General features: G+C 62.8%; 21 protein-coding genes. 11 read left to right on the top strand and 10 right to left on the bottom strand.

What is annotated here, in order from left to right; translation table 11 throughout:
* Positions 1 to 445 precede the first annotated feature (445 nt).
* From OVY29_RS21010 to OVY29_RS21000, 3 genes are all read left to right on the top strand, one after another.
* A complete protein-coding gene (locus tag OVY29_RS21010) occupies positions 446 to 2,491 on the top strand; it encodes a ParB/RepB/Spo0J family partition protein (protein WP_313912144.1) in 2,046 nt (681 codons plus the stop codon).
* Positions 2,492 to 2,595: 104 nt separating this feature from the next.
* On the top strand, positions 2,596 to 3,147 hold the full coding sequence (locus OVY29_RS21005; protein ID WP_313912143.1) for a hypothetical protein: 552 nt from the start codon (positions 2,596 to 2,598) through the stop codon (positions 3,145 to 3,147).
* On the top strand, positions 3,144 to 4,031 hold the full coding sequence (locus tag OVY29_RS21000) for an ArdC family protein (RefSeq protein WP_313912142.1): 888 nt from the start codon (positions 3,144 to 3,146) through the stop codon (positions 4,029 to 4,031). Before OVY29_RS21005 ends, OVY29_RS21000 begins: the two co-directional genes overlap by 4 nt.
* 169 nt (positions 4,032 to 4,200) lie before the next feature.
* Here OVY29_RS21000 and OVY29_RS20995 read toward each other — a convergent pair whose 3' ends face one another.
* The gene (locus OVY29_RS20995) at positions 4,201 to 6,867 is read right to left on the bottom strand and encodes a CHAT domain-containing protein (RefSeq protein ID WP_313912141.1); all 2,667 of its coding nucleotides are present in this window, start codon (positions 6,865 to 6,867) and stop codon (positions 4,201 to 4,203) included.
* 6 nt (positions 6,868 to 6,873) lie between these two features.
* A complete protein-coding gene (locus OVY29_RS20990) occupies positions 6,874 to 7,659 on the bottom strand; it encodes a hypothetical protein (protein WP_313912140.1) in 786 nt (261 codons plus the stop codon).
* A 151-nt stretch (positions 7,660 to 7,810) separates the two neighbouring features.
* Between OVY29_RS20990 and OVY29_RS20985 the strand changes: the two genes are divergently transcribed.
* From OVY29_RS20985 to OVY29_RS20950, 8 genes are all read left to right on the top strand, one after another.
* Positions 7,811 to 9,718, top strand: a complete 1,908-nt coding sequence (locus OVY29_RS20985) for a caspase family protein (protein WP_313912139.1) — start codon at positions 7,811 to 7,813, stop codon at positions 9,716 to 9,718.
* Positions 9,719 to 9,857: 139 nt separating this feature from the next.
* On the top strand, positions 9,858 to 10,607 hold the full coding sequence (locus tag OVY29_RS20980; RefSeq protein WP_313912138.1) for a hypothetical protein: 750 nt from the start codon (positions 9,858 to 9,860) through the stop codon (positions 10,605 to 10,607).
* Positions 10,608 to 10,879: 272 nt separating this feature from the next.
* Positions 10,880 to 12,148, top strand: coding sequence for a hypothetical protein (locus OVY29_RS20975; RefSeq protein WP_313912137.1), 1,269 nt, complete (start codon positions 10,880 to 10,882; stop codon positions 12,146 to 12,148).
* A 6-nt stretch (positions 12,149 to 12,154) separates the two neighbouring features.
* Complete coding sequence (locus OVY29_RS20970; protein ID WP_313912136.1) at positions 12,155 to 12,865, top strand: trypsin-like serine peptidase; 711 nt, start codon at positions 12,155 to 12,157, stop codon at positions 12,863 to 12,865.
* Positions 12,866 to 12,974: 109 nt separating this feature from the next.
* Positions 12,975 to 14,120: a hypothetical protein gene (locus OVY29_RS20965; RefSeq protein ID WP_313912135.1), complete on the top strand. Its 1,146-nt coding sequence runs from the start codon at positions 12,975 to 12,977 to the stop codon at positions 14,118 to 14,120.
* Positions 14,120 to 15,214, top strand: a complete 1,095-nt coding sequence (locus OVY29_RS20960; RefSeq protein ID WP_313912134.1) for a hypothetical protein — start codon at positions 14,120 to 14,122, stop codon at positions 15,212 to 15,214. Before OVY29_RS20965 ends, OVY29_RS20960 begins: the two co-directional genes overlap by 1 nt.
* A gap of 61 nt (positions 15,215 to 15,275) precedes the next feature.
* Positions 15,276 to 15,920 (top strand): 30S ribosomal protein S5, encoded by a 645-nt coding sequence (rpsE, locus tag OVY29_RS20955; protein ID WP_313912133.1) that lies wholly within the window; start codon positions 15,276 to 15,278, stop codon positions 15,918 to 15,920.
* Between the two features lie 24 nt (positions 15,921 to 15,944).
* The gene (locus tag OVY29_RS20950) at positions 15,945 to 16,406 is read left to right on the top strand and encodes a hypothetical protein (RefSeq protein ID WP_313912132.1); all 462 of its coding nucleotides are present in this window, start codon (positions 15,945 to 15,947) and stop codon (positions 16,404 to 16,406) included.
* Positions 16,407 to 16,601: 195 nt separating this feature from the next.
* Here OVY29_RS20950 and OVY29_RS20945 read toward each other — a convergent pair whose 3' ends face one another.
* From OVY29_RS20945 to OVY29_RS20910, 8 genes are all read right to left on the bottom strand, one after another.
* Positions 16,602 to 17,144, bottom strand: coding sequence for a hypothetical protein (locus OVY29_RS20945; RefSeq protein WP_313912131.1), 543 nt, complete (start codon positions 17,142 to 17,144; stop codon positions 16,602 to 16,604).
* A 23-nt stretch (positions 17,145 to 17,167) separates the two neighbouring features.
* A complete protein-coding gene (locus tag OVY29_RS20940; protein WP_313912130.1) occupies positions 17,168 to 18,397 on the bottom strand; it encodes a DUF1173 domain-containing protein in 1,230 nt (409 codons plus the stop codon).
* A gap of 2 nt (positions 18,398 to 18,399) precedes the next feature.
* Positions 18,400 to 18,900 (bottom strand): hypothetical protein, encoded by a 501-nt coding sequence (locus tag OVY29_RS20935; protein WP_313912129.1) that lies wholly within the window; start codon positions 18,898 to 18,900, stop codon positions 18,400 to 18,402.
* A gap of 75 nt (positions 18,901 to 18,975) precedes the next feature.
* A complete protein-coding gene (locus tag OVY29_RS20930) occupies positions 18,976 to 19,569 on the bottom strand; it encodes a TraY domain-containing protein (protein WP_313912128.1) in 594 nt (197 codons plus the stop codon).
* A 122-nt stretch (positions 19,570 to 19,691) separates the two neighbouring features.
* Positions 19,692 to 19,991, bottom strand: coding sequence for a sigma factor-like helix-turn-helix DNA-binding protein (locus OVY29_RS20925; protein ID WP_313912127.1), 300 nt, complete (start codon positions 19,989 to 19,991; stop codon positions 19,692 to 19,694).
* The gene (locus OVY29_RS20920) at positions 19,988 to 20,497 is read right to left on the bottom strand and encodes a hypothetical protein (RefSeq protein WP_313912126.1); all 510 of its coding nucleotides are present in this window, start codon (positions 20,495 to 20,497) and stop codon (positions 19,988 to 19,990) included. The genes OVY29_RS20925 and OVY29_RS20920 overlap by 4 nt, the downstream gene beginning before the upstream one ends.
* Before the next feature lie 136 nt (positions 20,498 to 20,633).
* A complete protein-coding gene (locus OVY29_RS20915) occupies positions 20,634 to 20,921 on the bottom strand; it encodes a sigma factor-like helix-turn-helix DNA-binding protein (protein ID WP_313912125.1) in 288 nt (95 codons plus the stop codon).
* Positions 20,918 to 21,451 (bottom strand): hypothetical protein, encoded by a 534-nt coding sequence (locus tag OVY29_RS20910; protein ID WP_313912124.1) that lies wholly within the window; start codon positions 21,449 to 21,451, stop codon positions 20,918 to 20,920. Before OVY29_RS20910 ends, OVY29_RS20915 begins: the two co-directional genes overlap by 4 nt.
* Positions 21,452 to 22,113 lie beyond the last annotated feature (662 nt).

Below are 22,113 nucleotides of genomic sequence, written 5' to 3'. Positions count from 1 at the left end.
CTCGCCACAACTTCCTGCCATTCGGTCTCATCTCGAGGCCCAAATTCGATTGTAGGCGCTTCTAACGTCGCAGCGACCTCGACTGGTCGGCGACGGCATATTGTGCAGCGCATATGCTCGATGACGTCTGTCGGCCGACTATCCCAGTGGTGCAGAGCAAACCAGCGCCACAAAATTCCGCCGTCCACGACGCCCCGATGCTCACAGAATCCGCATCGCACCGCGACATTTGAGCGGTTTCGCCTGATCTCTTCGAGCGATTCAAAACTCCCAGCCACACGCTCTCCCATAGGAGGATAGCACAAGCGCGCAATAACCTGGGCTGCGCGGAGCCATGGCGCGCCTTCGGCGCGCCAGGAATGAGAGGGAAGGGGGAAGGAAGGGGGCGAGGCCCCTTGGGAGTTAAGCCCATGAACCGGGTCTCGGTTGTTACCGGAGATTCATCATGCAGAACCAGCCGATTCCTTTCAACAAGCTCCGTCTCTCGCCGGCCAATGCCCGCAAAACCTTCACCCAAGCCGGTATCGATGCCCTCGCGGTTTCGATCGACGCGTATGGACTTCTACAACCCGTCATCGTCAGCCCGGCTACCGACAAGAAGTCGTTCTTCGACGTTCATGCGGGCGGCCGACGCTGGCGCGCGATCGCGCAGCTCATCAAAAGCGGCGAACTGCCGAAGAATGCCATGGTCGATGCGCGCGTGTGCAATGACGAAAAAGCCGCGCTCGCTGAAGAAATCAGTCTGGCCGAAAACATCATCCGCGAAGCCATGTCGCCCGCCGATGAATGCCGTGGCTACCGCGCCGCCATGGACAAGGGCGAAAGCGAAGAGGAGCTCGCGCGGCGGATGGGCGTCACGGTCCGTCACGTTCAGGGGCGTCTCCGCCTCGCCGATCTTGCCGAGCCGATCTTCGATGCGCTCGCCGAAGGGAAAATTACCCTCGACGTCGCCAAGGCATACGGAAGCACCGCCGATCGCGACACGCAGCTCGCCGCCTGGAATGTTTTCAAGGATAGCTGGCAGGGCGATCAACCCCACACGATCCGGCGCTATCTCAACGAGAGCGCGATCGAGGCGAGCAGCGCCGTCGCGAAACTGGTCGGTGAGGAGGAATATCTCGCCGCCGGTGGTCGCATTGAACGTGACCTCTTCGCCGGTGAGGGGGAAGGCCAATGGCTTGATCGCCCGATCGCCGAAGACATCGCCCGCGGGAAGCTCGAGCAAGCTGCCGAAGCCATCATGGCCGTCGGCACACTGGGATGGATTCGCGTTCTCCTCGCCCAGCATGTTCCGCATTCGGCGACCGCAGGCCTGCACGACTATTACATCCGGCGTGGCGAACTGAGCGAAGACGATCAGGCCCGCATGACCGCGATCGAAGAGCGGCTGCAGTCGATTGAGGAGGAACTGGAGGATGCAACCGATCCAGACGTGATTTCGCGTCTCGAGGCCGAGAATGAAGCGTTGGACGCCGAGCATACCGAGATCGATAAACGCAGCTATGTGATTCCGGAGGACGAACGGCCGCACGTTGGCACATTCCTCTTGCTCGCCGCCGATGGCACTCCGAAGGCGTCGCACCGCTACTTTTCGACGAAGGCGCCCAAGCGCGAAAAGCAGTCCCAAAAGGCCACCGGCGCTGACCGCGCTGCTCTGGAGGACGCTCTTCCCCGATCGCTCGAGGAGCAGCTTGCCAAGGAACGGCGCGACGTCTTGGCGTTGCACATCGCCCACGATCCCGCGCTCGCGATCGACCTCACCATCTTCCGCCTCGCGCGGAAATTTACGGGCCATGCCGCTTACAACGACACCGGCGTCATGGTGACGATCGGCGACCTCTTCGACCCCGCTGGCATCCCCGCCGCCCATTCTACTGCCGCACAAGATGGCCTCGATTCGATCCGCGCCGGTCTTCCATGCGATTGGGCAGGCGCCGAGGACAGCTTCAGCGCGTTCCTCGCCTTCCGCGAACTCGACGAAACAGACAAAGCAGCATGGCTCGCATTTGCTGTCAGCCAAAGCCTTCAGGCCAGCCTCGCTACCGGTGATCGCGCTAACCGCTTCCAGTCCGAGCTGGGTGCGCTGCTCGAGATCGATACGGCCGAACACTGGCGGCCGAGCGCGGATGTCTTCTTCGACAAGATCCGCAAGCCGCAGATTCTGTCCATCTTGGGCAAGCTCGATCCGGAACTCCCGGGTCGCTACGCCAGTGAAAAGAAGGCCGCCCTGTCATCTGCAGCCGCCAAACTCTGCGCCGGCGAAACCATTGTCACGCCTGAGGTGAAGGCGCGGGCGCTGAGGTGGATCCCGGACGTCATGACGTTTCGCGATGCTGAGACACCGGATGAACGGGAAGCGCCGCCGGTCGACGATGACAGGGGCGACGACCTACCTGCCATCGATGGCGCCGGTGACGAGCAGGTCGACGGGGCCGACCCCGGCGTGAACGACGTCGACCAGGCCGAAGTCGCTTTGGCCGACGCAGCCTGAGGCGCCACCGGGCGGCGCGGAAGCAAGGGTCTCGGCTTCCAGTTGGGAAGCCTGCCTCCGCGCCGCTGCCGACATTCGGAAATTTCTCTATTGGAGTCAATAAGATGCCTGATTGTGCATCCGCATCGATCGTCATCGGCGGTCGCGTGTCCGCCGACGATTTCGTCACGCTCTGTCGCCTGATCGCTGATGAGGGCCTTTGCACCGAGGAGGACGGCGAAGAATTCTCCCCCGAGCTTCGCATTGAAAGTCAACCGCTTCGCCTTTTCGACCATCAGGCGATCGGGGGGCGTTTCGGCTCTCTCGAGGCCTGGTGCGAGTATCGCGGCATTCCGTTCACGCGAACGTGCGCCGGCTACCCTGGAGCTTGGCGTGCCGAACGCGTCGTTTTCACGGGGCGCAGTCCCATCGAAGAATATCCCGCCGACGAAGACGGTAACGCCGTCGCCACAAGGAAGACGGTCGAGGCGCATGAACACATCTCGACATTGCGCGCCTGGTTCGCTGCGGCCGAATTCGAGGTTCCGCCGCTGGTGGTCATCGTCGGTGACGAAACCTCGCCGGGCACGATTACCCGCGCCAGCTCGGGACAGGAGGAGAGCGAGGGAGGGGACGGCGAGCATTGCTCGCAGCTTCAGAAAGGATCCGCGACATGAAACCCCGCCAAGACATCTATTCCACCATCACGGCGCAGCTCGTCGCGGCGATCGACGCCGGCGCTGGCGACTGGCAAATGCCGTGGCACCACCGCGGCGCGCCGATAATGCGGCCGCGCAGCGCAGCCGGTCGGGCATACAGCGGGATCAATCGCCTCGTCTTGTGGGCTTCGGCCGAAGCGCGTGGTTTCGAATCCGGCACTTGGGCGACCTTTCAGCAATGGAAATCGATCGATGCCACGGTCCGAAAGGGAGAGACCGGCACTCATGTCATCCTGTGGAAGCGTCATGAGCGCGAGGAAACCACAACCGGCGACGACGGCGATCGCGGTGCGCGCTTCTTTGCCCGGAGCTTCGTCGTCTTCAACCGCAGCCAGGTCGACGGGGTGAACGACGAGCCGGACGAAGTTCCGCCACCGATGTCAGATCGTATCGCGAGCGCAAAGTCCTTTCTCGAGCGCGCCGGTGTGCCTGTGAGCTTCGGCCTGCATGACGCCTATTATCGGCCCGACAAAGACCGAATTTACATGCCGGATCGATCGGCCTTCGACAGCGACGAGGCAATGATCGCCACCGAAGGCCATGAACTGGTACATGCGACTGGACACATCAGCAGGCTAGCGCGCGACACCCTCCGTGATTATCACAAGGAACGGGCAATCCGTGCTCGTGAGGAGCTAATAGCCGAGATCGGCGCTAGCTTCCTTATGGCGGACCTTGGCCTGGCTTATTCGCCAAGGCCGGATCATGCGGCTTATGTCTCGAGCTGGTTGACGGCGCTTGGGAACGACACGCGGGCGATCTTTCGCGCGGCTGGCGCGGCGCAATCGGCAACGGACTGGATCCACACTCATGCCACTTTAGGCCTCCAGATCGCGGCTTGATCGATGAGGGCGACTTAGCCCCGCACCCATCGGTTGCTCATCCTCGCCAGCTCGGCGCACACTTCTAGGAAGTGGCCGGGATTGTGGGACTATCTGCCGCGAGCGCATCGCCGAGTTTAAGGACGCCGCCCGCGCCGCAGGATGATCCATCCGCTCATCGCGCTAAGTGCTACGGGTAGCTGTCCGCCTCTTGCCCGTCGTCAACGGGCGGTTCATTGGGTTCACCCGCCTCGCCTTTCGGCGAGAACGTCGCGGCCTTGTTCCAGCCGCAGGCGCGAACCGGCGGGGCGATCCCTTCGGGAAGCAGCGATAGTTCGACGCTGCGCTCTGCATCGTCCGGGATGATCGCCGCGCGCTCGCGCCCGCAGGAGAGGACAGCGATCCTTTCGGGCGCGATGCCCTCCTGGTGAAGCGCGATTTCGACTTCGCTCGCGGCGATCAGCCCGTCTATCATTGCGGCATAGGGCGTGTCTCCGCGGCGGCTATGCCCCTCGATCAATATGCGCCAGCCCGGCTGGACAGTGGCCGTCGCATCATTGGGAAGGCTTTCGGTGAAGGTCTGCAGCTGCCGCCGCTGGGCTGCGTCCAGCCTCGCGGCTCCCAGCGGCCAGGTTATCATGTTGCGTCCGGGCAGCGTGAAGCGGATCTCGATCAAGGGCGGGCGGAGGCCATTGGCCATCGCCTCCTCTGGCGCCGCGTCGAAGATCGTCAGCCGGTCCGCTTCGCCGCCAGTGTCGAAACTCTGTCGCACTGCCTCCTGGGCACCGCGCCATGCCTCGCCGCCGGCATCTCCAGCTGCGGCGAAATTCCACCGACGTAGCTGCACGCCAAGCCCTGGGAAGGAGGCGGCTGCCCGCATCCAGGCCGGGCTCAGGTCGACCGGCGTGCCGGACCAAGCCTCCCGCGGCCTTGCGCCGGGCCGGAGAAGGGCGGTTTCGGGGAGTGCGCGAGGATCGACCGGATGCTGGATCCGTACCGTTGCATAGCCTCTTACGCGCGCTGTGAGGTCGATCAGCTCTACGCGCTGGCCGATGGCGATCTCGTCGATCTGCTCCGCCGGAACGCCGCGCCCGGCGATCGCCAGCGCGGTGACGCGCACCGAAACATGGGCCCAGGCCTGTGCCGCCGCGGATGCGCTGGCCGCTTCGGCCCAGCCGGTGACGACGATCCGCCCAGGGTCGCAAAGGCGCAGAGCTTCCGGCACGCCGTCGAACTCGCCCAATCCTCCCGGCGGCTCCGGAATGGGCGCGAGCGGGAAAACGACGGAAACACCATAATTCGCGCACTGTCCCGGGAGCCAGGGCGGTTCGGGTGGCGGTGGGGGAGGAGAAGGTGGCGCGGGTGGCGGCAGTGGCGGCTCAGGATATGCCTCGGCATCGTCCCAATCTCCCGATGACAAATCCCCGCCTGACGCCCAGTCGATATTGACTTCGTCGCCGGGGTCGTAGTCGCTACCCAAACCGGCGTCGGTTCCGGACGATTCTTCGCCCGGCGGAGGCGAAGGCTTTACTGTCACATTTGGGGACTTCGGACTTGGCATCGGAGCGCTGTGCGGTCGCATGTCGCCGAGGAGGTTCATTCCCGCATAAATGCCGACGAGCATCGCGCCTGCCGCCAGCACGCCCGTCACCACCAGCGGCCTGATCGTGTTTCGGGAGGATGTCGCGGGCGGCGGCGGTCCTGGCGGTACGGGCAGCGGCGGTGTGACGATCTTGATGCGATCGGCATCCTCCTCGTCGCTGTCGATCGAGGTGTAAAATGCTGGCGTCGTGAATTCGAGTGTTTTGGAGTCGGCAGCGAGAAGGAGGTTGCGCGCCCGCGCCACGGCTTCGGGAAGCGGCAAAGTCGCAAAGTCGCTGTAGAAGCTGCTCGCAAAATCGACCGCGGCATCGTCGGTGATCGCGCGCCGCATTGCGACCACGAACGGGATGCCGAGGCCGAGCAGTTCCTGCGCCAGCCCGCCGAAGCGTGCGCCCGTTCCGTCGACCGCACCTTCGCAGGCGTTGAGGAATACCATCCAGGGCCGGTTATTCTGGAAAATCGAGCGCAAGCCTCCCGAATCGACATAATCCGTCTCGGACGGATCGGAAGCCATGTGCAGATGGAGCCTTCCCGTTCCGTCCACAAAACTGCCATGGCCGATGAAATGGACGGCATGGGGGCGGGTGCGGAAGACCCGGTCGGCAAGCGTCCTGCGTGTGGCGCCCTGCAACTCGTCGATTTCGATGGGCAGCCCCTGCGCCATGCCGAGCGCGCCATGGATATTCCTGACCTCACGCGCCGTATCGAGCTTGCCGCTCGGGTCGGCGACCACGATCAGCAGCTTGAGCGGCGGCGCGACGGCCTCTGGCGCCCTATAGGCTAGGGGCGCGCGATAGCGCCAGAGGTCGAAATCCTCGAGCGTCGCTAGAAATTGTTTGGCTTTCTCATGGTCACTATACATCAGCTCCCACGGCAGTTCGGCGAGTTCCCCCGCTTCTGTGAGGTCTAGCCGCAGCCTGACGCTCTCCTTCTCATGGCGCTCGCCAAGAAGATCCTCGATCAGATCTTCAGCGTAATTTTTTGCGAGGCCCGGATCGGTGAGCAATGTGTCAAGCAGGCGTTGGCCGAACGTCGCTGCGGCTTCCATATCCGCCGCCGCATCGAGGATGCTTATATTGTCATGTTCGGCGAGGTCGCCGCGGACGGCGCCTCGTAGCGCGCCACTGCGAAACTCGGCGATCACATCGGGCGGCAGGATGACGCGGAAAGTGCGGGTTTTCGTCGCGGTCCGGAGATCGACCTGGCAGAGCCCATCCTCATCGGGCGCGAACAATTTGACGTGCCAGACGCGCATCGGCGACTATTCGGGGCCGGGTGGCGGACCGAGATCGGGAAGCGCGGCGATATAGCTGCGCTGCCATCCCCGCACTTTCGCCCGGATATCGGGAGCAAGGTCGCGAAGCGCATCGAGATTGATCGATACCTGCGCGCTATTGTTGCGCAGCGATGCCCGGCTTTTCGTCACCTTGAAGAGCAGGATCTTTGTCACCACAGTCTCGGACTTGAGCGCAAAGGCAATCAGCGACACCAGAAGCGCGCTATCGCCCGACGGCTGGACGAGGCTGATCTGGAAACGGGCGCTTTCGCCCTTGATCGCACGGCGATGAAACAGCGCGATCCACGGGCTGTCATCGCTCGCCGATTTGAGCGCATTGAGCGTGGCGGTGATCACGGCCAGCGCCGTTGGCGCGCCAGCGAGCAGGACGGCCGCGATGTCGAGTATCTTTTCATGAACCTCGAAGCCGTCGCCCGCCTCGGAAATTTCGGACCAGCCCCCGTCCTGGACCACCCAGCCGACGGTACGCAGCACGGCGAAATAGGCATCATACCAGCTGGTGACATCCTTGCGGTCGGGTATTTGCTGATCGGCGATCAACTGCGCGAGCAAGGCGGAATCGGATATTGCGCTGCGCAATTCACCATCGGTTCCCGACGTGAAGGCGAAGATATCCTGTCCGACGACCGCTGCCTGGTCTTTCAGCGAAGCGAAGACCGGCGTCTCTTCCGCCCCCTGCGATGTAAGGAGAGGTTTCGGAATATCGGCTTGTGCGATGAATTGGCGTGCATTTTCCAGATCGAATGCCATGACTCCTCCCCAAGTCGTCCAGGCGAAGTTTCTTGCCACTGTGTCGAAATACACCATGCCTTTACAGTAACCTCAATGAGACATAGCATAGTTATCCGTAAATGGGATGGCTTGTTCTGGTGTTTTCAACACCAGATTGGGGGGATAGGGATTGGCCAAGGCTTGCATCGCTATCGGCATCGAGCACACCGAGGGGCTAGACCCGTTGCCTGGTGCTGTTCGCGGCGCACAACAGATTGCGAACTGGGCCGGAAAAGCCGGATACGAAACCGAACTGCTGATCGATCGGGATGCTGCGGGCAAGCGCCGCGCGGTCGGAATCGATGCAGTCTCCGACGCCTTTTTGCGCTTGCTGCCGACCCCGAACGACGGACGCGATCGCGGCGGCCTCGCCGATCCGCCCGAACGGCTGATCGTCTATTTCGCGGGCCATGGCATGCAGTCGGGCTTCGGCGGCGACATGTGGCTTTTGTCCGACAGCTATAATGACCAGCGGGCGATCGGCGTGGCGCAATTGCAGGACATGCTGATGACCTATCTGCCCGGGCAGATCGCGATGATATCGGATGCGTGCCGGAGCCCCAATGCGCAGAGCCGGACGGTCGGGATCAATCCGCTCTCGATTCTGCCGCTCGGGGCCTATGATCCCGGCAAGTTCCAGCAAATCGATGTCGACCAGTTTTTCGCCGTCCCGGCGAGGCATTCGGCTTATATGATCAATTCGATCGGCGGCGCGGCGCCGCGCTGTATCTTCACATCGGTGCTGCTCGAGGCGCTGCACGGCGCAGGCAAGGACTGTTTCGACGCTCAGGGACGCGTCACCAGCGACAGGATAGCTCTGTATCTGAGAAAGAATGTTACCGCGCGCGCGCAAAGCTTCGGGGTCGACATGTTGCCGCGCAGCTATGCCTGCTGGCTCGACCCGCAGAACAGCTATGTCACCCGGGGCGAACTCGCGGCGATGGCGCTGCCCGCGCTCGATCCCTGGCCGGCTCCGGCTGCTCCGGAGGTACCCGATGACGCAGTGTCCCGGGCGGCCGGAGAGTCGCCGATCCGGGGCGGCAAGGAAAAGGATCGGAGCGAACCCGTTGCTGCTGGAGCGTCGCCGCCGCTCGAGGCCCTCGAACTCCGGGCGCAGCGCGAGGTCTTGACCCGGAAGCAGGCGGAGGTGAATGCGCGCGTTGCCGATCTGGAAATGGCTCTCGCGCGGCCCAACCGCGCAACCCACTATGAAACCAATTGCGGCCTGACGATAGCCGGAGGCGACGTCGCGCATATTCACGTCCCTGCTGACGTGAGCGCGGTGCGCGACAGGAATTTTCCGGCGAGTTGGCAGGTGACATTGACGCAGAATGACCCGGCTTCGAAGCGCTCGGAGCTTGGCGCGTCGATGTTGGTCGAAACAGCCGATGGCGACATGGTGGGGAGCCTTCTTCTCGAAGGCTTCTTTACCGACTGCATCTTGGACGACACCGGCTGCATCGCGAGCAGTTTTCGGCAGACCTATCTTTCACCGGACTTCCGCCTGACATCCGAAGAAGCGATCGCCGATATGGCACGCGGTGCGCTCGATCCCGAGGCGGCGCTCGAACTCGCGGCCTCGATGCGCAATGACAAGCATAAGGATCCGATGCTCGGCGTGATCGCCGCCTATCTCTATCATGCAGCAGGCGACATCGAGAGCGTGCGCCGGATGGCCTGGTATTATTCGCGTCATAGCCAGCCGGTTCCCTTCGACCTTGCCCTTCTGGCGCGCTGCGAAGCCGCGACAAGCCCCGGCGGGACGCTGCTGCTGCACGTGCCCATAGTCGAAGCGCGCGCGCCAAGAACCCCGAAAGAAAAGCAGATCATCGATCTGTTCGGAAAGACCGATGCGGTCGAAGTTGCGATTGCCGGAAGCTTTCCCATGATACGCGCGGGCTGGTTCATGCTGCCGTCCGCGGCAGCTTCGCTTGCACCCTCCGCGCTGGCTGAACTGGCGAGCGAGCTTCGCCCCGCGCCCTTCACCACATTGACGCCTGAAGGCGGGCGAAAACTGAGAGCCCTCATCGGAGCATAGTGCCATGACCAGACTCATATTCGTGCACGGCATCAATCAGCAGGGCAAGACCGCCGAAAGCCTGCGCGATGAATGGCTCGCCCCGCTTCGCAAGGGACTTGACCGCGCGGGCTATGCCGGAGGGGATCTGGAGCCCGAAGTGCCCTTTTATGGCGACGAGCTTTTTGCGCTATCGGACGGCGTTTCGACAGGCGGCGTGTCAGCGCAGGGGGCGGGAGCTGCAAGCGAGGATGAGGCCGAGTTCCTGGCGGAGGGGCTCGAGGAGATCATCGCGCGCGAGGCGCGGATCGACGCGAATGAAGTCGCCGCGCTGGCGGAGGATGAGGCTGGCAATGTCGTCGGCCAGGGCTTTCCCATGCATCGGCGCATCAATGCCATCGCCCGTGTCATCGAAAGGGTCTCGCCGCTACATGGCGACCTGACGCTTCGCTTGCTGCGTCAGGCATTTGTCTATCTGCGCCAGCCCGGCGCTGCGGACCGCATCGACGCCAAGGTTGCTCCCTTTTTCGTCGACGGGCCCTGCGTGATCGTGAGCCATTCACTCGGGACGATTGTCAGTTTCAAGCTCCTCCGGCGCCTCGCGCTCGAAGGGCGTTCTCTCAATGTGCCGTTGTTCGTCAGTTTGGGCTCGCCATTGTCACTGCGAACGGTGCGCAAGGCGCTCGGACCTTCATTTTCTCCGCCTGCAGGTATCGGACACTGGTTCAATGCCTACGACAAGGATGATTTCGTCGCGCTGGGGCAGGGATTGACGAGGTCGACGTTCGCAGAGGGCATCGAGAATTGGGGCGGCGTCAATAATCCTGCCGGCGAGGATCATGGCATCGCGGGCTATCTGGAAGATGGCAAGGTCAGCGCGGCCATTCTCGAAGCGTTGCAAAGAGCGTAGTTCGCTCGGAAGCGGGGAGCGGACGGAAACTCGTATAAAAGGAGCTGGCCTCTGCATCTCCTTGAGCAGTTCATTCTTTGCACAATTGGTTTAGCCACGTTGCGCTTGTGTCCGATTATCTCCCCCAAATACACGCGTGAATAAACAATACTCAATCTTGGTGCTAAAAACATTGGCCGTTTTACGCGAGCCTCTTGACGAACGCGCATTTCTGTAATTTACTTTACGGTATCCTTGTTTCTGCAAGGGTGGGGTAAAAAGGGGCGGGGGATATGCGGTGGATTTGCCTGATGATGGCGCTCGCCCTTTCGGGATGCGCCACTGTTGAAACGCGGCCGCTCGGATCGGGGGTGGCTGCATCGGGGATCGCTTACCAGCTTCCGGTCGGCAAGATGCGCTTGCGCGTCGTCGAGGCCAATGGCGTGATTTCGGTGCTGCTCGACGGCCCGCTCGTGACCGGGGATCCCGACCGTCGACTGGTCGCGCGCCTGCCGCAGAGCGGCGCGGCCGACAATAATGTGACCGTGACCGTTGACGGGAAGACCAACCTCCTGACGAAAGTCGAGGCAACCTCGACCGGACGTCTCACAGAAATCCTGACCGCTGCAACGAAGAGCGTCGTTTTCCTCCAATCGAGTTCGGCCGAAAGCGGTACCACACTCTTCGCCGGCGTCTATGAGATCGACGATCTGGACAGCGCCGCAGCGGCGGCGAATGCGAAGCTTGCCGAATATTATGACCAGCTATGCGGTCCAGCGGTCGCCGGCCGCAGCCTGCTCTTCGCCGCCCAGCTCAAAAAGGCGGGGCAGGAGGCCAAGGACGAGGCGTCCGCGACGAAAGAGCGTCTGCTGCGCTGCCGGACAATGGCCGAAACCGGCGCGGATCGTGCGACCGACGGCAGTGGCTTCATCCGGATCCGGGTCGAACCCCTGACGCCGGCCGTGGTCCCACCCGCTGCGCCGGGGCAGCAGAATCTCAAAGCTGACGATATTGCCGCATGCACCCGGGGCATCTGCTACCGGCCCTATAGACCGCGCGCGGTGACTCTCGACGTTCGCGGGGCTTTTGCCCTCAGCGACATCTTCCTGATCCCCGATCCGGACTCGCTCATCCATGTGTCGCTGCCCTCGGGCGTGACCGCCGAGCAGAAATATTTGCTCGAGTTCACCGACGGTGTGCTCACCAAATATCAGCGCGACGGGAAAACCGAACTGGTTGGCATCGCCTCGCTGCCGTTCAAGATCGTCGAGGCCGCGCTCTCGGCGCCGGTCGATGCGCTCGGCCTCAAACAGAAAAATCTCGAAGCGCGCGAATCCTATCTCGAAGCGGTAGGCAGCCTCGTCGAGAAGCAGAAGGCGGCGCGTGAGGCCTGCGAGACGGCCGCGACCGCGGTGAGCTGTCCCAACACGGCCTACAAGCTCATCGGCGGTCCCGTCACCCGCGATGTCGGCAAAGGCGATGGTCCGGCGGGCGACAGCGATGCCCCGACCCCAGCGCCTGCCGGCCAGACGGACGGGACCGTTCCCACTGACGAGGGCTGACCGGCCATGAGCTGCCCTGCAGGACTGTCGCCCGGCTTCGCGGTGTCCGCGAGTGAAAGCGCCGCCATCTGCTATCTCAAAAGCTATTTCGGGATCGGTTCCGACGGGCTCGGGGTCTATGCGACGGGAACCGGCCTGCTCATCGATTCCGGCCCTGCGGCGCGTCACATCGTGACTGCTGCGCACAATATCTGCCGGCACGGGATCGACCCTTCGGGGCGCAGCCGCGACGCGGTCTGGACAAGCCTCTGGTTCCGGCGCAACGGTTCCAATTCGCTCGCGACCCGCGACGTCGTCAAGTCGTCCTGTCCCGCCCGCTTTCGCGACGCGCCCAGCCCGCCCGCCGACAGCGACTATGCCATTCTGCGCGTGAACCCGCTCGCCGCCGACCGCTTCAGCGGGGTGACGCTGGCGGAGTCGACCGCCGGCGGCGAGACCGACAAGTTGCTGGTCGGCTATCCTGACGAGAACGGTTGCCAGGGCAGCGCGAAGCCATGGTACGCGCAGCTTGTGGTCGCGCCGAGCGGGCCTGCGAACTATGGCTATCGGCCGCAGCCCACCTATGCAGGCATGAGCGGTGGCCCCTTGTTCACGCGCGAGCAGCGCAACGGATCGCTGCGCTGCTGGGGCATTCACATCCGCGGCGGCGCCGCCGAGCCGCACCGCGCCATTCGCTTCTCGGCGCCTGTCCTGACGGAGATCGATACTTGGCTTTGAAACCGGCTTGCCCGCGAAGGCGCAATTTGAAAAATGACGATAGTCCCGGCCCCGCAATCGGCGCCGGCCTCTTTGTCCCGGCGCCTTCTGCACGGGCAGGGGGGGAAGCATGACGGCCTTGATGACGCCGCGTGTTGCATCCAACGCCGGCCATATCCTCATCATCAGCGTCGGGCGCTATGAGGACAATGCGCACGAACCGCTTCCGGGCGCGCGTCTGACCGCCGCTCGTCTCGCCGAATTCTGGCAAAGTTCGACCTTGTCCGACGGGCGGAGTCTCGGCTCGCTCGAAATTCTCGTTTCCTGCGACCAGCCGCTGACACTGGCGGGCGATCGCGGCGCGGCGGTCATCGTCGAACCGGCCAAATATGCGGCGGTGAAACGGGCCATTCAGGATTGGGCGGCGCGCTGCAAGGATGGATCGTTCGGCATTCTCCACTGGATCGGCCATGGCGAGACCCTGCAGCGGGCGGAAGAATATGCGCCGCGAGCGCCGGTCCTCTACACGGAAGATATGCTCGACGACGGGTTTCGGCGCTCGCAGAGCGGCTTCGAGCTCGACCGGATCGTCAACGGCCTGCAGCGCCGTGTCCGCGCGCCGTTGCTATGCTTTTTCGACGCCTGCCAGATCGTGCAGGGCCTCAATCGCGAGGGAAGCTATCCCTCGCCCTGGGATATTACGGAGGGTCTCGTCCTGTCGCGGCCGGCCGTCTTCCTTCCCGATCTCCATGAGCAGCGAACCTATTGCGCACGCCCCGACCAGGATGTCTGCGGCGACTTCACCGGCGGCGCCCTGTTTTCCGAAGCCGTGCGCCTTGCGCTCAGCCGTTTCGGCGCGCGCCGGGCTGTCGACGACAGCTGCTACGCTGTTCACCGGGACGGTATCCATCAGGCGGCGGCCAAGCGGATCGATCGCTGGATCAGCCGGTCGCGCGAACTCGAGGGACGAGGCAAGGTCCGACTCTCGCAGGGCGATATCGAATATGACTGGCCGATCGTCGACCTCGCGCAGCCGCACGGCATGATAAAGCTGAAGCCGCCGAGCGATCGGACGGCGAACCATCGATGTCCGATCACAGGTCCCACAGGTGCAACATATCATGGGCATGATGCGGCAACATGCTGGGAGGCGGATCTGCCTTACGACCGCGACTATCGGGCGGAACTGATGCGCGATCGATGGGGCAGTTCGAAGCAGATTGCGACCCGCGACTTCGATGTCGACGACGTCTATCGCGAATATGGGGTAGGCTGATGACGCGCATACCGATCCCGCTCTACATCGAAGCCCGCAACCCCGAGGGGGTGCAGGTCCGGCTGATCGCCGATCCGGCGCACCGCGTCGCGGAGGGGCCGTGGCTGTGCCGTGTCAAGGCGCCGAGCGGGCGCGAGGCCCATGGAACGCTCGCGACCCTCGATCCCGATGCTGCGGCCACCCTGTTCGGCGATATTGACCGGCTCGAGCTTCAAGTCGATCTGGACGGCCTCCACGCGCAGGGACCGGACCTGTTTCTTGAAACCCAGCTCTGCTTCTGGTCCGGCGAGACGCCGCTCGGCGACGGCACGGTTGAGCAAGTCTCTGTGGGCGGCGAACGGCTCCGCGGGCTTGCCATGGAAGCCCCGCAGGCCGATCGGCTCCAGGTCTGGACCGAAGATGGTGCCTCTCTCGTGACCGCATGGCCGGGAAGGGGGGTGCTGGTTCCGGTTCCTGGGTATCCCGGCGCCGAGCGGCGTGTTCAGCCGCTCGTGATCGGCGCCAATCCCCGATGCAGCGCCTATTGGGGTTTCTATCGTCACGGCGAATGGCGGGCAGCGTCGATCATCGGCCGCGAAATGCTCGCTCGCGTCAATAATCTGAAGTCGAGCCCGACGCATGACGAGCTCATCGTCGCGGGTCATTTCGCGCTCAACATCACGCCGCCCGAGCCATCGAAAATCCGGGTCCTTGTCGAACGCCTTGCCGCCGATCCGTCGCGCGGCGACGGCCTGCTCCTCTATTGGGCCTTCGCGTTTGACGGGCTCATCCCCCGCGAAGCCGAACGTCCGGAGAATGCATTGCTGGCGGCGCTGTCCGCCCTCCAGTGGGGGCGTTCTACGCGGACCGAGGTTTTCCGGCAGGTCATGCAGCGGCTCGGCGATGCCGAAGCCGCGCTCGACCGGGAGGGAGCCGGCCTGCCGCCAGATCTGGTGGCAGGGATCAGGGAACTCATTCCCTGGGTCCAGCGCCTCGCTAGCGCCACTTACTGGGACAGCGAATATCTCACCTATCGAGCAGGCGATCCTTCCGAACCGCTCCCAGATGCAACCAGCCGCGACATCGCGGCGGGAGCAAAAAAAAAATCTGAATGATGCGCGTGTGCTTACGCGGCAATGGCGTCACAACGCCCGGCGCCTGCGGGCTCCTGCGCCCGTGTCCGCTCCCGGCAAATCCCGGTCGGTCCCCGAAGTCGCTGACGCCGCGGATGTCGCAGCCGCATCGCGCCGCGGACGCGGCCGCCGCGACGATCGTCGGCCGCGCGACGAAGAAGGTGGCGAAGAGCTGATCGAAAAGCTCGTTCACATCAACCGCGTCTCGAAGACTGTGAAGGGCGGTAAGCGCTTCGGTTTTGCCGCGCTCGTCGTAGTTGGCGACGGCAAGGGCCGCGCCGGTTTCGGTCATGGCAAGGCACGCGAAGTACCCGAAGCCATTTCGAAGGCGACCGCTGCCGCGAAGAAGGCGATGATTCGCGTTCCGCTGCGCGATGGCCGCACGCTGCACCACGATGGCCGCGGTGTGTTCGGCGCCGGCAATGTGACGCTGCGTTCGGCACCCGCCGGTACCGGCATCATCGCCGGTGGCCCGATGCGCGCCGTGTTCGAATCGCTGGGCGTTGCCGACGTGGTGACCAAGTCGGTCGGCACCTCGAACCCCTACAATATGATCCGCGCGACCTTCGAGGCCCTCGGTGAACAGACCAGCCCGAAATCGGTCGCGCAGCGCCGCGGCAAGAAGGTTTCGCACATACTTGGGCGGAGGCGATCGGCTCTTGCAGCCGATGTCGAGGCCTTGGCTTAGTGGAAATGAAGGGGGAGAATATCGATGGGTGTCTTATCCATAAACGGGCCGAGCCCGCTGAGCCGGCTGCGGTCGGGCCGATCGCGGAGCACGCGCGGCTTCGACTCGCAGGGCAGCGCCACCCGCGACAATCTCAATGCCGGCGAAGCCTATGTCGCCAATCTGGCGCGGCTGATCCCTGGCGAAATCATCGCGCTGTACAGCCTGCTCAAGCAGGTGCCGCCGCCCACCGGCTGGGCCGCGACCCATCTCATTCCATTCTTCGCGGCATTCGTCCTGATCGTGCTGCGTGCTCTTGCGACGCGGGACAAGGGCCGCACGCGTTGGGGCCTTGTCCTTCTCTCCCTCGCGACTTTCATCTGCTGGGTCTATGTCGAAGGTGACTGGTTCTGGACCTGGAAGCTCAATGAGCTTGGGCTCTACATCAGTCATGTATCGCTTCTCGTGCTCGCATTTCTCGCCCCAGCGCTGGTTGGCGAGCGCTAGCGAAAATTGCAGCTGCCTTCGGCGTTCCGCCGCCGCCGGTTCCACCCTTGCGAAGCAGATCCGGGGATATGGCTCATACGCAGTACGGTCAGGCGATTGAATGGCCGCTCGCTATGGGCAGAGGCGATTGGTGCGCAACCATTTGCGTTATGGTGGACGACAACAAAGCCGACCTTCCCGCTCCGCCGGCGGCGGCTATACCAGAATCTCCTGCTTCTTTAGAAACACCGTGAACGGTTCCGGGAGCTCCCCGTCGCCGCGCGCCATAAGGTACGCTGTCATCGCATGAGCTAGCGCCCCTTCGGGATCAAAATCGGCCTCATCCAAGGTGGCTAGCGGATCCTGGTCAGCGTGCTTCAGGAAATTATACGGTCTGAAGATGTAGTCCAGCCACGCTCTAACTTGCTTCTTCGGTGTGACGATAATGATATCCGCCGGGGAGTTGACCGCCCCGGCTTCGATTCCGTCGACAATTTTATCGACTATGTCATTTACGGCTTGCGCCTCCGGCAACCCCGTTGGCAATCCTTGCAACCTTGCTTGGGCAGCGTGGAAAACTGCTTCGTTGAGCAAACGTGCTACATAGTCGTCGCCTTCGGTCGCAACGAGTTCCCGAAGCAAACTGAGCGCCGAAGTCGCGACGACATGCACCGCCAGCGGATCATCTTTCCGCTCGAGCATATCGATAGCTGACTGCATCAGTCGCTCTGCCGCCGTCATCTTGTCGACGATCGCCATGATCACCCCCAAATCTTTGCGCGTCAGTGCGCGGTCGATGATCCCGCAACCCTCACTAGGGTCGAACCGCTCTGCGCTGCCTGCAGGCGGTCACCGGGCCGCCACGTCACATGCTGGACGCCTTGCGTCCGCATGAGCTGCTCGAGCGCTTCGTCATATCGAGGCTCAGGCAGATTATGCGCGAGATAGACCGCCGTGGCTTCGCCGCCAGTGTCCGTGAGCGTCAAGCTTGCGATCGGCATTTCGAGACCGAGATTGACCCGCATCCCTTTCACGAAATGGCGTTTCTCTTCGATCGCTTGCGTAACCAGCATCCTCTCTTCGAGTCCCTCATAGGGGATCCATTCGCGGGTGACCGGCATCACCGACATCTCGAATATCTGCGCGAGGCCCGATGCGCCCATGGAGAAGCTGGCGGCCATGATCAGACTGCCGTCGCGATCGTCCGACCTCCAAAGCTCCTCTTCGGCCGCGAACCGCTTATGGAATCGTCGGGCCATATCGGCGTCCATAAGAAACGGACGTTGCGGCATATGCTTGATCAGGATCTTCTCGCCATAGCGGGCACTTTCGATCGAACGGATCTCGCCGATCAGGATCATGATCCTGTCCGGCTCCGACCGCGCGATGGCCAGTTCCGCGTCCTGACGGCCCGCAATCGCATCCTTGTCGTCGAGCCGGAACGTCTCGGGGACGAACAGTCGCTGCGCAAGCGGATCACCGCGGACCTTGCAGCCGAGCGCGGCGTTCAGGAGCTGCCGACGGACAATATACCAGTTGCGTTTGCCTGCCATGCGCGGGTGCCAGTGGGTGAGCTGCGCCCGATCCCACAGGAAATGAAGCATCCCCCGCATCGACAACCGCTGACCCGTCGCCTTCACGTCGGGCTTGTCGTTCGTGAACGACGCCGGCGCGGCGCGCGCGGGCCCCTTCGACAAGGGAAAGCCGAACTTGAGCGTCGTGACGCCATTGTCGATGTCATCGACGATCGCGCTGCCCAGCACCTGGCCGAGCCCCGTCAGATGATCGGGCGCCTCATAATGATCGCAGTGCGGGGCGTGCCGCGGGCCCGTCCCGGGCCAGCGCGACAGCACATGCCCGCCATGCCGATGGGCGATATAAAGATCGAGCGCGATGTCGCGCCGGCAGAGGCAGCGCACCGCCTGCTTGAGCGTATAGGCTCGCGCTACCATCGCCTCGAACCCGTCTTCGCCTGCGGCCATTTCCCGGTCGAGAACATAGTAGCGCTGCATGGTCAGTCCTCCGGGAGCAATTCTGAAGGCAGAAACGGGGTCCAATGGGAGCCCAGTTCGAAACGCTCGCTGAAGGACGCCCGCGGTCCCTCCGGCATCGTCGTCCAATATGGGTTGTCAGCCTTCGCGGGCGTGAGCCCTCGATCATCTGCCTCGACCCACAGCATCGCGCGAGCCGCCATCAATTTCTCGAGCTCGCCGAACGACGTCGCGACCGCGAGCGGATCGCGCCCTGCGACCGTGTACCAGAGGCAGCGCTGGTAATCGTCGCCGGCGCGGCCGAGGATGCTCGCCAGTTGCGACTTGCCCTCATTCTCGCCGCGAACGATCCTCTCCATTGCGGTGCTGAGCTCGATGACGGCCCGCAACCCCGCGATCGGATCGATGCCGATGCTCGCCCCGGCAAGCGCGCGCACTTCCCAAGCCTGTGTGTCGTCATCGCGAATATCGTACAGCGCCGAATCGACATCGATGCCTTCCAGCCATAGATCTTGCAGCGCCATAAAATTCCCCTCGCTTCTCTGCCGAACACGAAATGAAGATCGGCATATTATCAACTGGATCGCATCTGCGAATCCCTAATTCGCACTCGGCCGCTCTCGGCTCTTATCTTCCGCCTCAAGCCGAGCTCGCGCGCGTTCAAAGACTGCCGGAATTTCGTTGAACGCATCCCAGCCCGCGGAATCGCAATAGTTATAGAAGACCTGCTCAAGCGGAATCACAAAGTCATGCGTATCGTCGGCCGCAAAACCGATGACGGCGACCATCTCGGGCTCTTTGGGATCACGCCCCCCGATGTAGGGATTAGGGGCATATGCGAGGCCCGACTTCTCGATCACCTTTCGCCTGAAAATTTCATACACGGGCTCGATCGCTTCTTGCCAATCCATGTTTCCGATTTCGACCAGGCGGGTCTCGAATGCCTTGCGAACCGTTTCCAGCTTGCCAAGCTGGACGCCAACGAGAGCTTCATAGGCATCCTGAACAGCGGACCCATATTCGCTCCAGTCGTCTTGGAGCGTTTCCCACCTCTTTTCGTCGTCGGCCATGGTCTTCAGGTGAGCCGATATAGCGTCACGCGCGATCTCGGATTTGCTCCGACCGGATCTCTTGGCGGCAGCAGTTAGCTCCGCCTCGTCCTCACGGGAAAGCCGGACATTGAAAATCGTCATACGCATCTCCCGACCACAAGTCGGGCATGCGTAAGACAGATTCTATAAATCCGCAATCCTGTATTACAACAATCGGGGGCCAGCATATGATGCACGGGAAGCGCGAGAATGATCGCGTGAATTTAGCTTGGGGTTTCGTCAAACTGGTCGCAGATCGTCCAGATCGAAACGAGGGCATCGGCGATGCACAGTTCAACAGTGCGAACGTCGACGCCGATACACGTCGCAATCTCGCGGTAGCTCAGTTCATGAACGCAGTTCAGCAGATATACCGACCGTGCCAGCGGCCAAACGAGCTGGATCGCAAGCCTGACTTGCTCACGGATGTCGGGCGATGTGCCGATCATCTGCGCATACGACGCATACTGTTTCAGTTGGACGTGCAGCCAGTAGTTTCGCGCAATGCGATGATGCCAGGTCATCGACCTGATGCCCTGCCTTCGCCGCCAACCAGATGCGACCGAACGGTGATCAGCAGCTGCGACACCGCCACCTTTGCCTCGCCGGTGTCGATCTTTCCGACTTCGAAGAAAGATCCCATCGCCGGCGATCGCCACCGACCATATGGCGACAGCAGCGGGATCAGCTGGGCGAAGCAATCAGAATCGAAGCGCAGCCCTTTCGCCTTCGCATAGAAATAGGCCTTGCCGACGTCCTGCCCGATCCGGCGCCGGCAGTCTTCGTCTGTCCAACCATCCGCCATGACACACGCCGTCAGGGCGAGCTGCGACACAATGCCCAACTGATAGAGCAGGTCGCCGCTGCGCTCGAATTCTCGCTTCGGGAAAAACGCTGTTGCGTTCTGCAGTCGCCACAACGCTTCTTCGCGTACTTCGTTGTCGAACTCCTCGCGTTCAATGTCGGAGCAACTGATGCCGACGACACCTGAAGCGGCCAGCAATCCCCCTATCAGCGTCCGACGTTCCATGCGGTGACCTCCATGATGCACGCGGTTGGCGCACACGAGAAGGAACAGGCTCGGGACGACGAAATCACCCCCTGTAAAATGGTACTCCAATAAATGGGGAGTAACATGGGGGTGACCATGCCCGGAATTCGGCGCCTCATTCGAACTCCCGCCGGACCATTCTGACCGAATACAGTGCGTCGGCCACACAGCGTTCGACCGTCGCAACATCGACATCGACCGCGATCGCGATCACGCCATATGGAAGCTCGTCGACGCGGTGCATGAGAAAAACGCGCCGCGCGAAGGGCCACAACAGATCCATCGCCAGTTCGAGTTGCTCGAGCACCGGAGGGTCGGAGCCAAGCCGACGAGCATATAGTGGATAGCGCTTCGCGCGGATCCGCAGCCAATAGGCGCGCGACAAGTGATGACGCAGTTTCATCGCGCACGCGCCCCGATGCGTTGGCCGTCGAGCCGGCATCGCACAGTGGCGAGCAAGTCTTGCAACGCCGCCGATACGCGAAGCGGGTCGATCGCCTCGATAGCCGGCAGATCGGTCGCAAACGGTCCGCGCCATTGCCCGTAGGGCGATAGCAGCTGCACCAGCTCCGCCATGCCAGGCTCCAGATGGTTCAATCCGGCCTGGTTCGCGATCGCCAATGCCTTGTCGACGAACTGGCCGATCCTCTGCCGGCACCAATCGTCGGATGCACCGAGTTCGAGCAAATAGGCTCCAATGCCGAGCTGGGCCACGATCCCCGCCTGATAGAGTAGGTCGCGAGGGTCCCGATAAAGTCCAGCGGCTACGCCCCGGTTGAATTCCTCCGCTCGTTCGAAGCGATCGGCGCCGCGGCCGTGCAGCTTGCGCCCCCAATCGCTCACATTGTCGCAGATCGGCAGTATGCCGGTCAGCAAAAGTCCTCCGCTGGCGCGCGCAAGGCCCCGGCGCGACAAGCTCGTTGTCACGATCATCGTCTTCATCCTGCTGTTGTTCGGCCGCGGGTCCGCGTGGGCCTCGAACGACCGACGTCAATGAAATCAGACTTTTTGCTGTCGCGCTATACCCAGAAAGGGGGGTGTGACTTACGTCGATAATACGGCTTCGCCGACACCTCGCTGGCGCGAAAATAATCCGACATTTCGTCGAGAAAATGCGGAAATCTGCGGTGATGGATAGGGAGAGGCGTTGATGGGAGAGTTGCAGAGGGGAAAAGCGGGCCACCGACCGGCAATCGCCGGTCGGCAACCTGCTCTACTCGCTAGGGCCGCGATTCTGCGATCGCGACCAAGCTCGCCGAGCCCCTGCGGGTCTCGGCCCTTCGGGTAACGATCAGGGGCATGGGCAGATGGTCGGCCGCCCATCGGCGTCCGCCGTCATTCTCGAGGCCTCGTCACGCTGTTCGCGTGCCGAGGCGCCGGGGTGCGCGCAAACCTGTCCCTCGTCCTTCTACGCCGCCTTACAGGCTCCCGGCGTCGCATCCGGCGGCACGCGGGGTCGCGCCCTGCGGGCGCTCAAGCAGAAAACCGGCCCCTCCGGGGCCTACGGCTTTCCACCGCTACGCGGCGGAACCTTCCGTTTTTCAGCTTGCCCCGCGCTATCCCCCGTCTGCTTCTTGGGGCCTGCGACGGCGGCT

Source organism: Sphingopyxis sp. SE2 (genome assembly GCF_032227185.1).
Classification (GTDB): Bacteria; Pseudomonadota; Alphaproteobacteria; order Sphingomonadales; family Sphingomonadaceae; genus Sphingopyxis.
Note: the sequence above shows the minus strand (reverse complement) of the source record. Positions and strands in the feature narration are given on the sequence as shown.

Bases quoted from the DNA above. Each gene is read 5' to 3' on its own strand.
- OVY29_RS20935 (WP_313912129.1), bottom strand. From the start codon at position 18,900: ATGGCGCTGCAAGATCTATGGCTGGAAGGCATCGATGTCGATTCGGCG.
- OVY29_RS21005 (WP_313912143.1), top strand. From the start codon at position 2,596: ATGCCTGATTGTGCATCCGCATCGATCGTCATCGGCGGTCGCGTGTCC.
- OVY29_RS20975 (WP_313912137.1), top strand. From the start codon at position 10,880: ATGCGGTGGATTTGCCTGATGATGGCGCTCGCCCTTTCGGGATGCGCC.
- OVY29_RS20920 (WP_313912126.1), bottom strand. From the start codon at position 20,497: ATGGAACGTCGGACGCTGATAGGGGGATTGCTGGCCGCTTCAGGTGTC.
- OVY29_RS20960 (WP_313912134.1), top strand. From the start codon at position 14,120: ATGACGCGCATACCGATCCCGCTCTACATCGAAGCCCGCAACCCCGAG.
- OVY29_RS21000 (WP_313912142.1), top strand. From the start codon at position 3,144: ATGAAACCCCGCCAAGACATCTATTCCACCATCACGGCGCAGCTCGTC.
- OVY29_RS20915 (WP_313912125.1), bottom strand. From the start codon at position 20,921: ATGAAACTGCGTCATCACTTGTCGCGCGCCTATTGGCTGCGGATCCGC.
- OVY29_RS20925 (WP_313912127.1), bottom strand. From the start codon at position 19,991: ATGACCTGGCATCATCGCATTGCGCGAAACTACTGGCTGCACGTCCAA.
- OVY29_RS20965 (WP_313912135.1), top strand. From the start codon at position 12,975: ATGACGGCCTTGATGACGCCGCGTGTTGCATCCAACGCCGGCCATATC.
- OVY29_RS20930 (WP_313912128.1), bottom strand. From the start codon at position 19,569: ATGACGATTTTCAATGTCCGGCTTTCCCGTGAGGACGAGGCGGAGCTA.
- OVY29_RS20990 (WP_313912140.1), bottom strand. From the start codon at position 7,659: ATGGCATTCGATCTGGAAAATGCACGCCAATTCATCGCACAAGCCGAT.
- OVY29_RS20945 (WP_313912131.1), bottom strand. From the start codon at position 17,144: ATGGCGATCGTCGACAAGATGACGGCGGCAGAGCGACTGATGCAGTCA.
- OVY29_RS20910 (WP_313912124.1), bottom strand. From the start codon at position 21,451: ATGATCGTGACAACGAGCTTGTCGCGCCGGGGCCTTGCGCGCGCCAGC.
- OVY29_RS20970 (WP_313912136.1), top strand. From the start codon at position 12,155: ATGAGCTGCCCTGCAGGACTGTCGCCCGGCTTCGCGGTGTCCGCGAGT.
- OVY29_RS20995 (WP_313912141.1), bottom strand. From the start codon at position 6,867: ATGCGCGTCTGGCACGTCAAATTGTTCGCGCCCGATGAGGATGGGCTC.
- OVY29_RS20940 (WP_313912130.1), bottom strand. From the start codon at position 18,397: ATGCAGCGCTACTATGTTCTCGACCGGGAAATGGCCGCAGGCGAAGAC.
- OVY29_RS21010 (WP_313912144.1), top strand. From the start codon at position 446: ATGCAGAACCAGCCGATTCCTTTCAACAAGCTCCGTCTCTCGCCGGCC.
- OVY29_RS20950 (WP_313912132.1), top strand. From the start codon at position 15,945: ATGGGTGTCTTATCCATAAACGGGCCGAGCCCGCTGAGCCGGCTGCGG.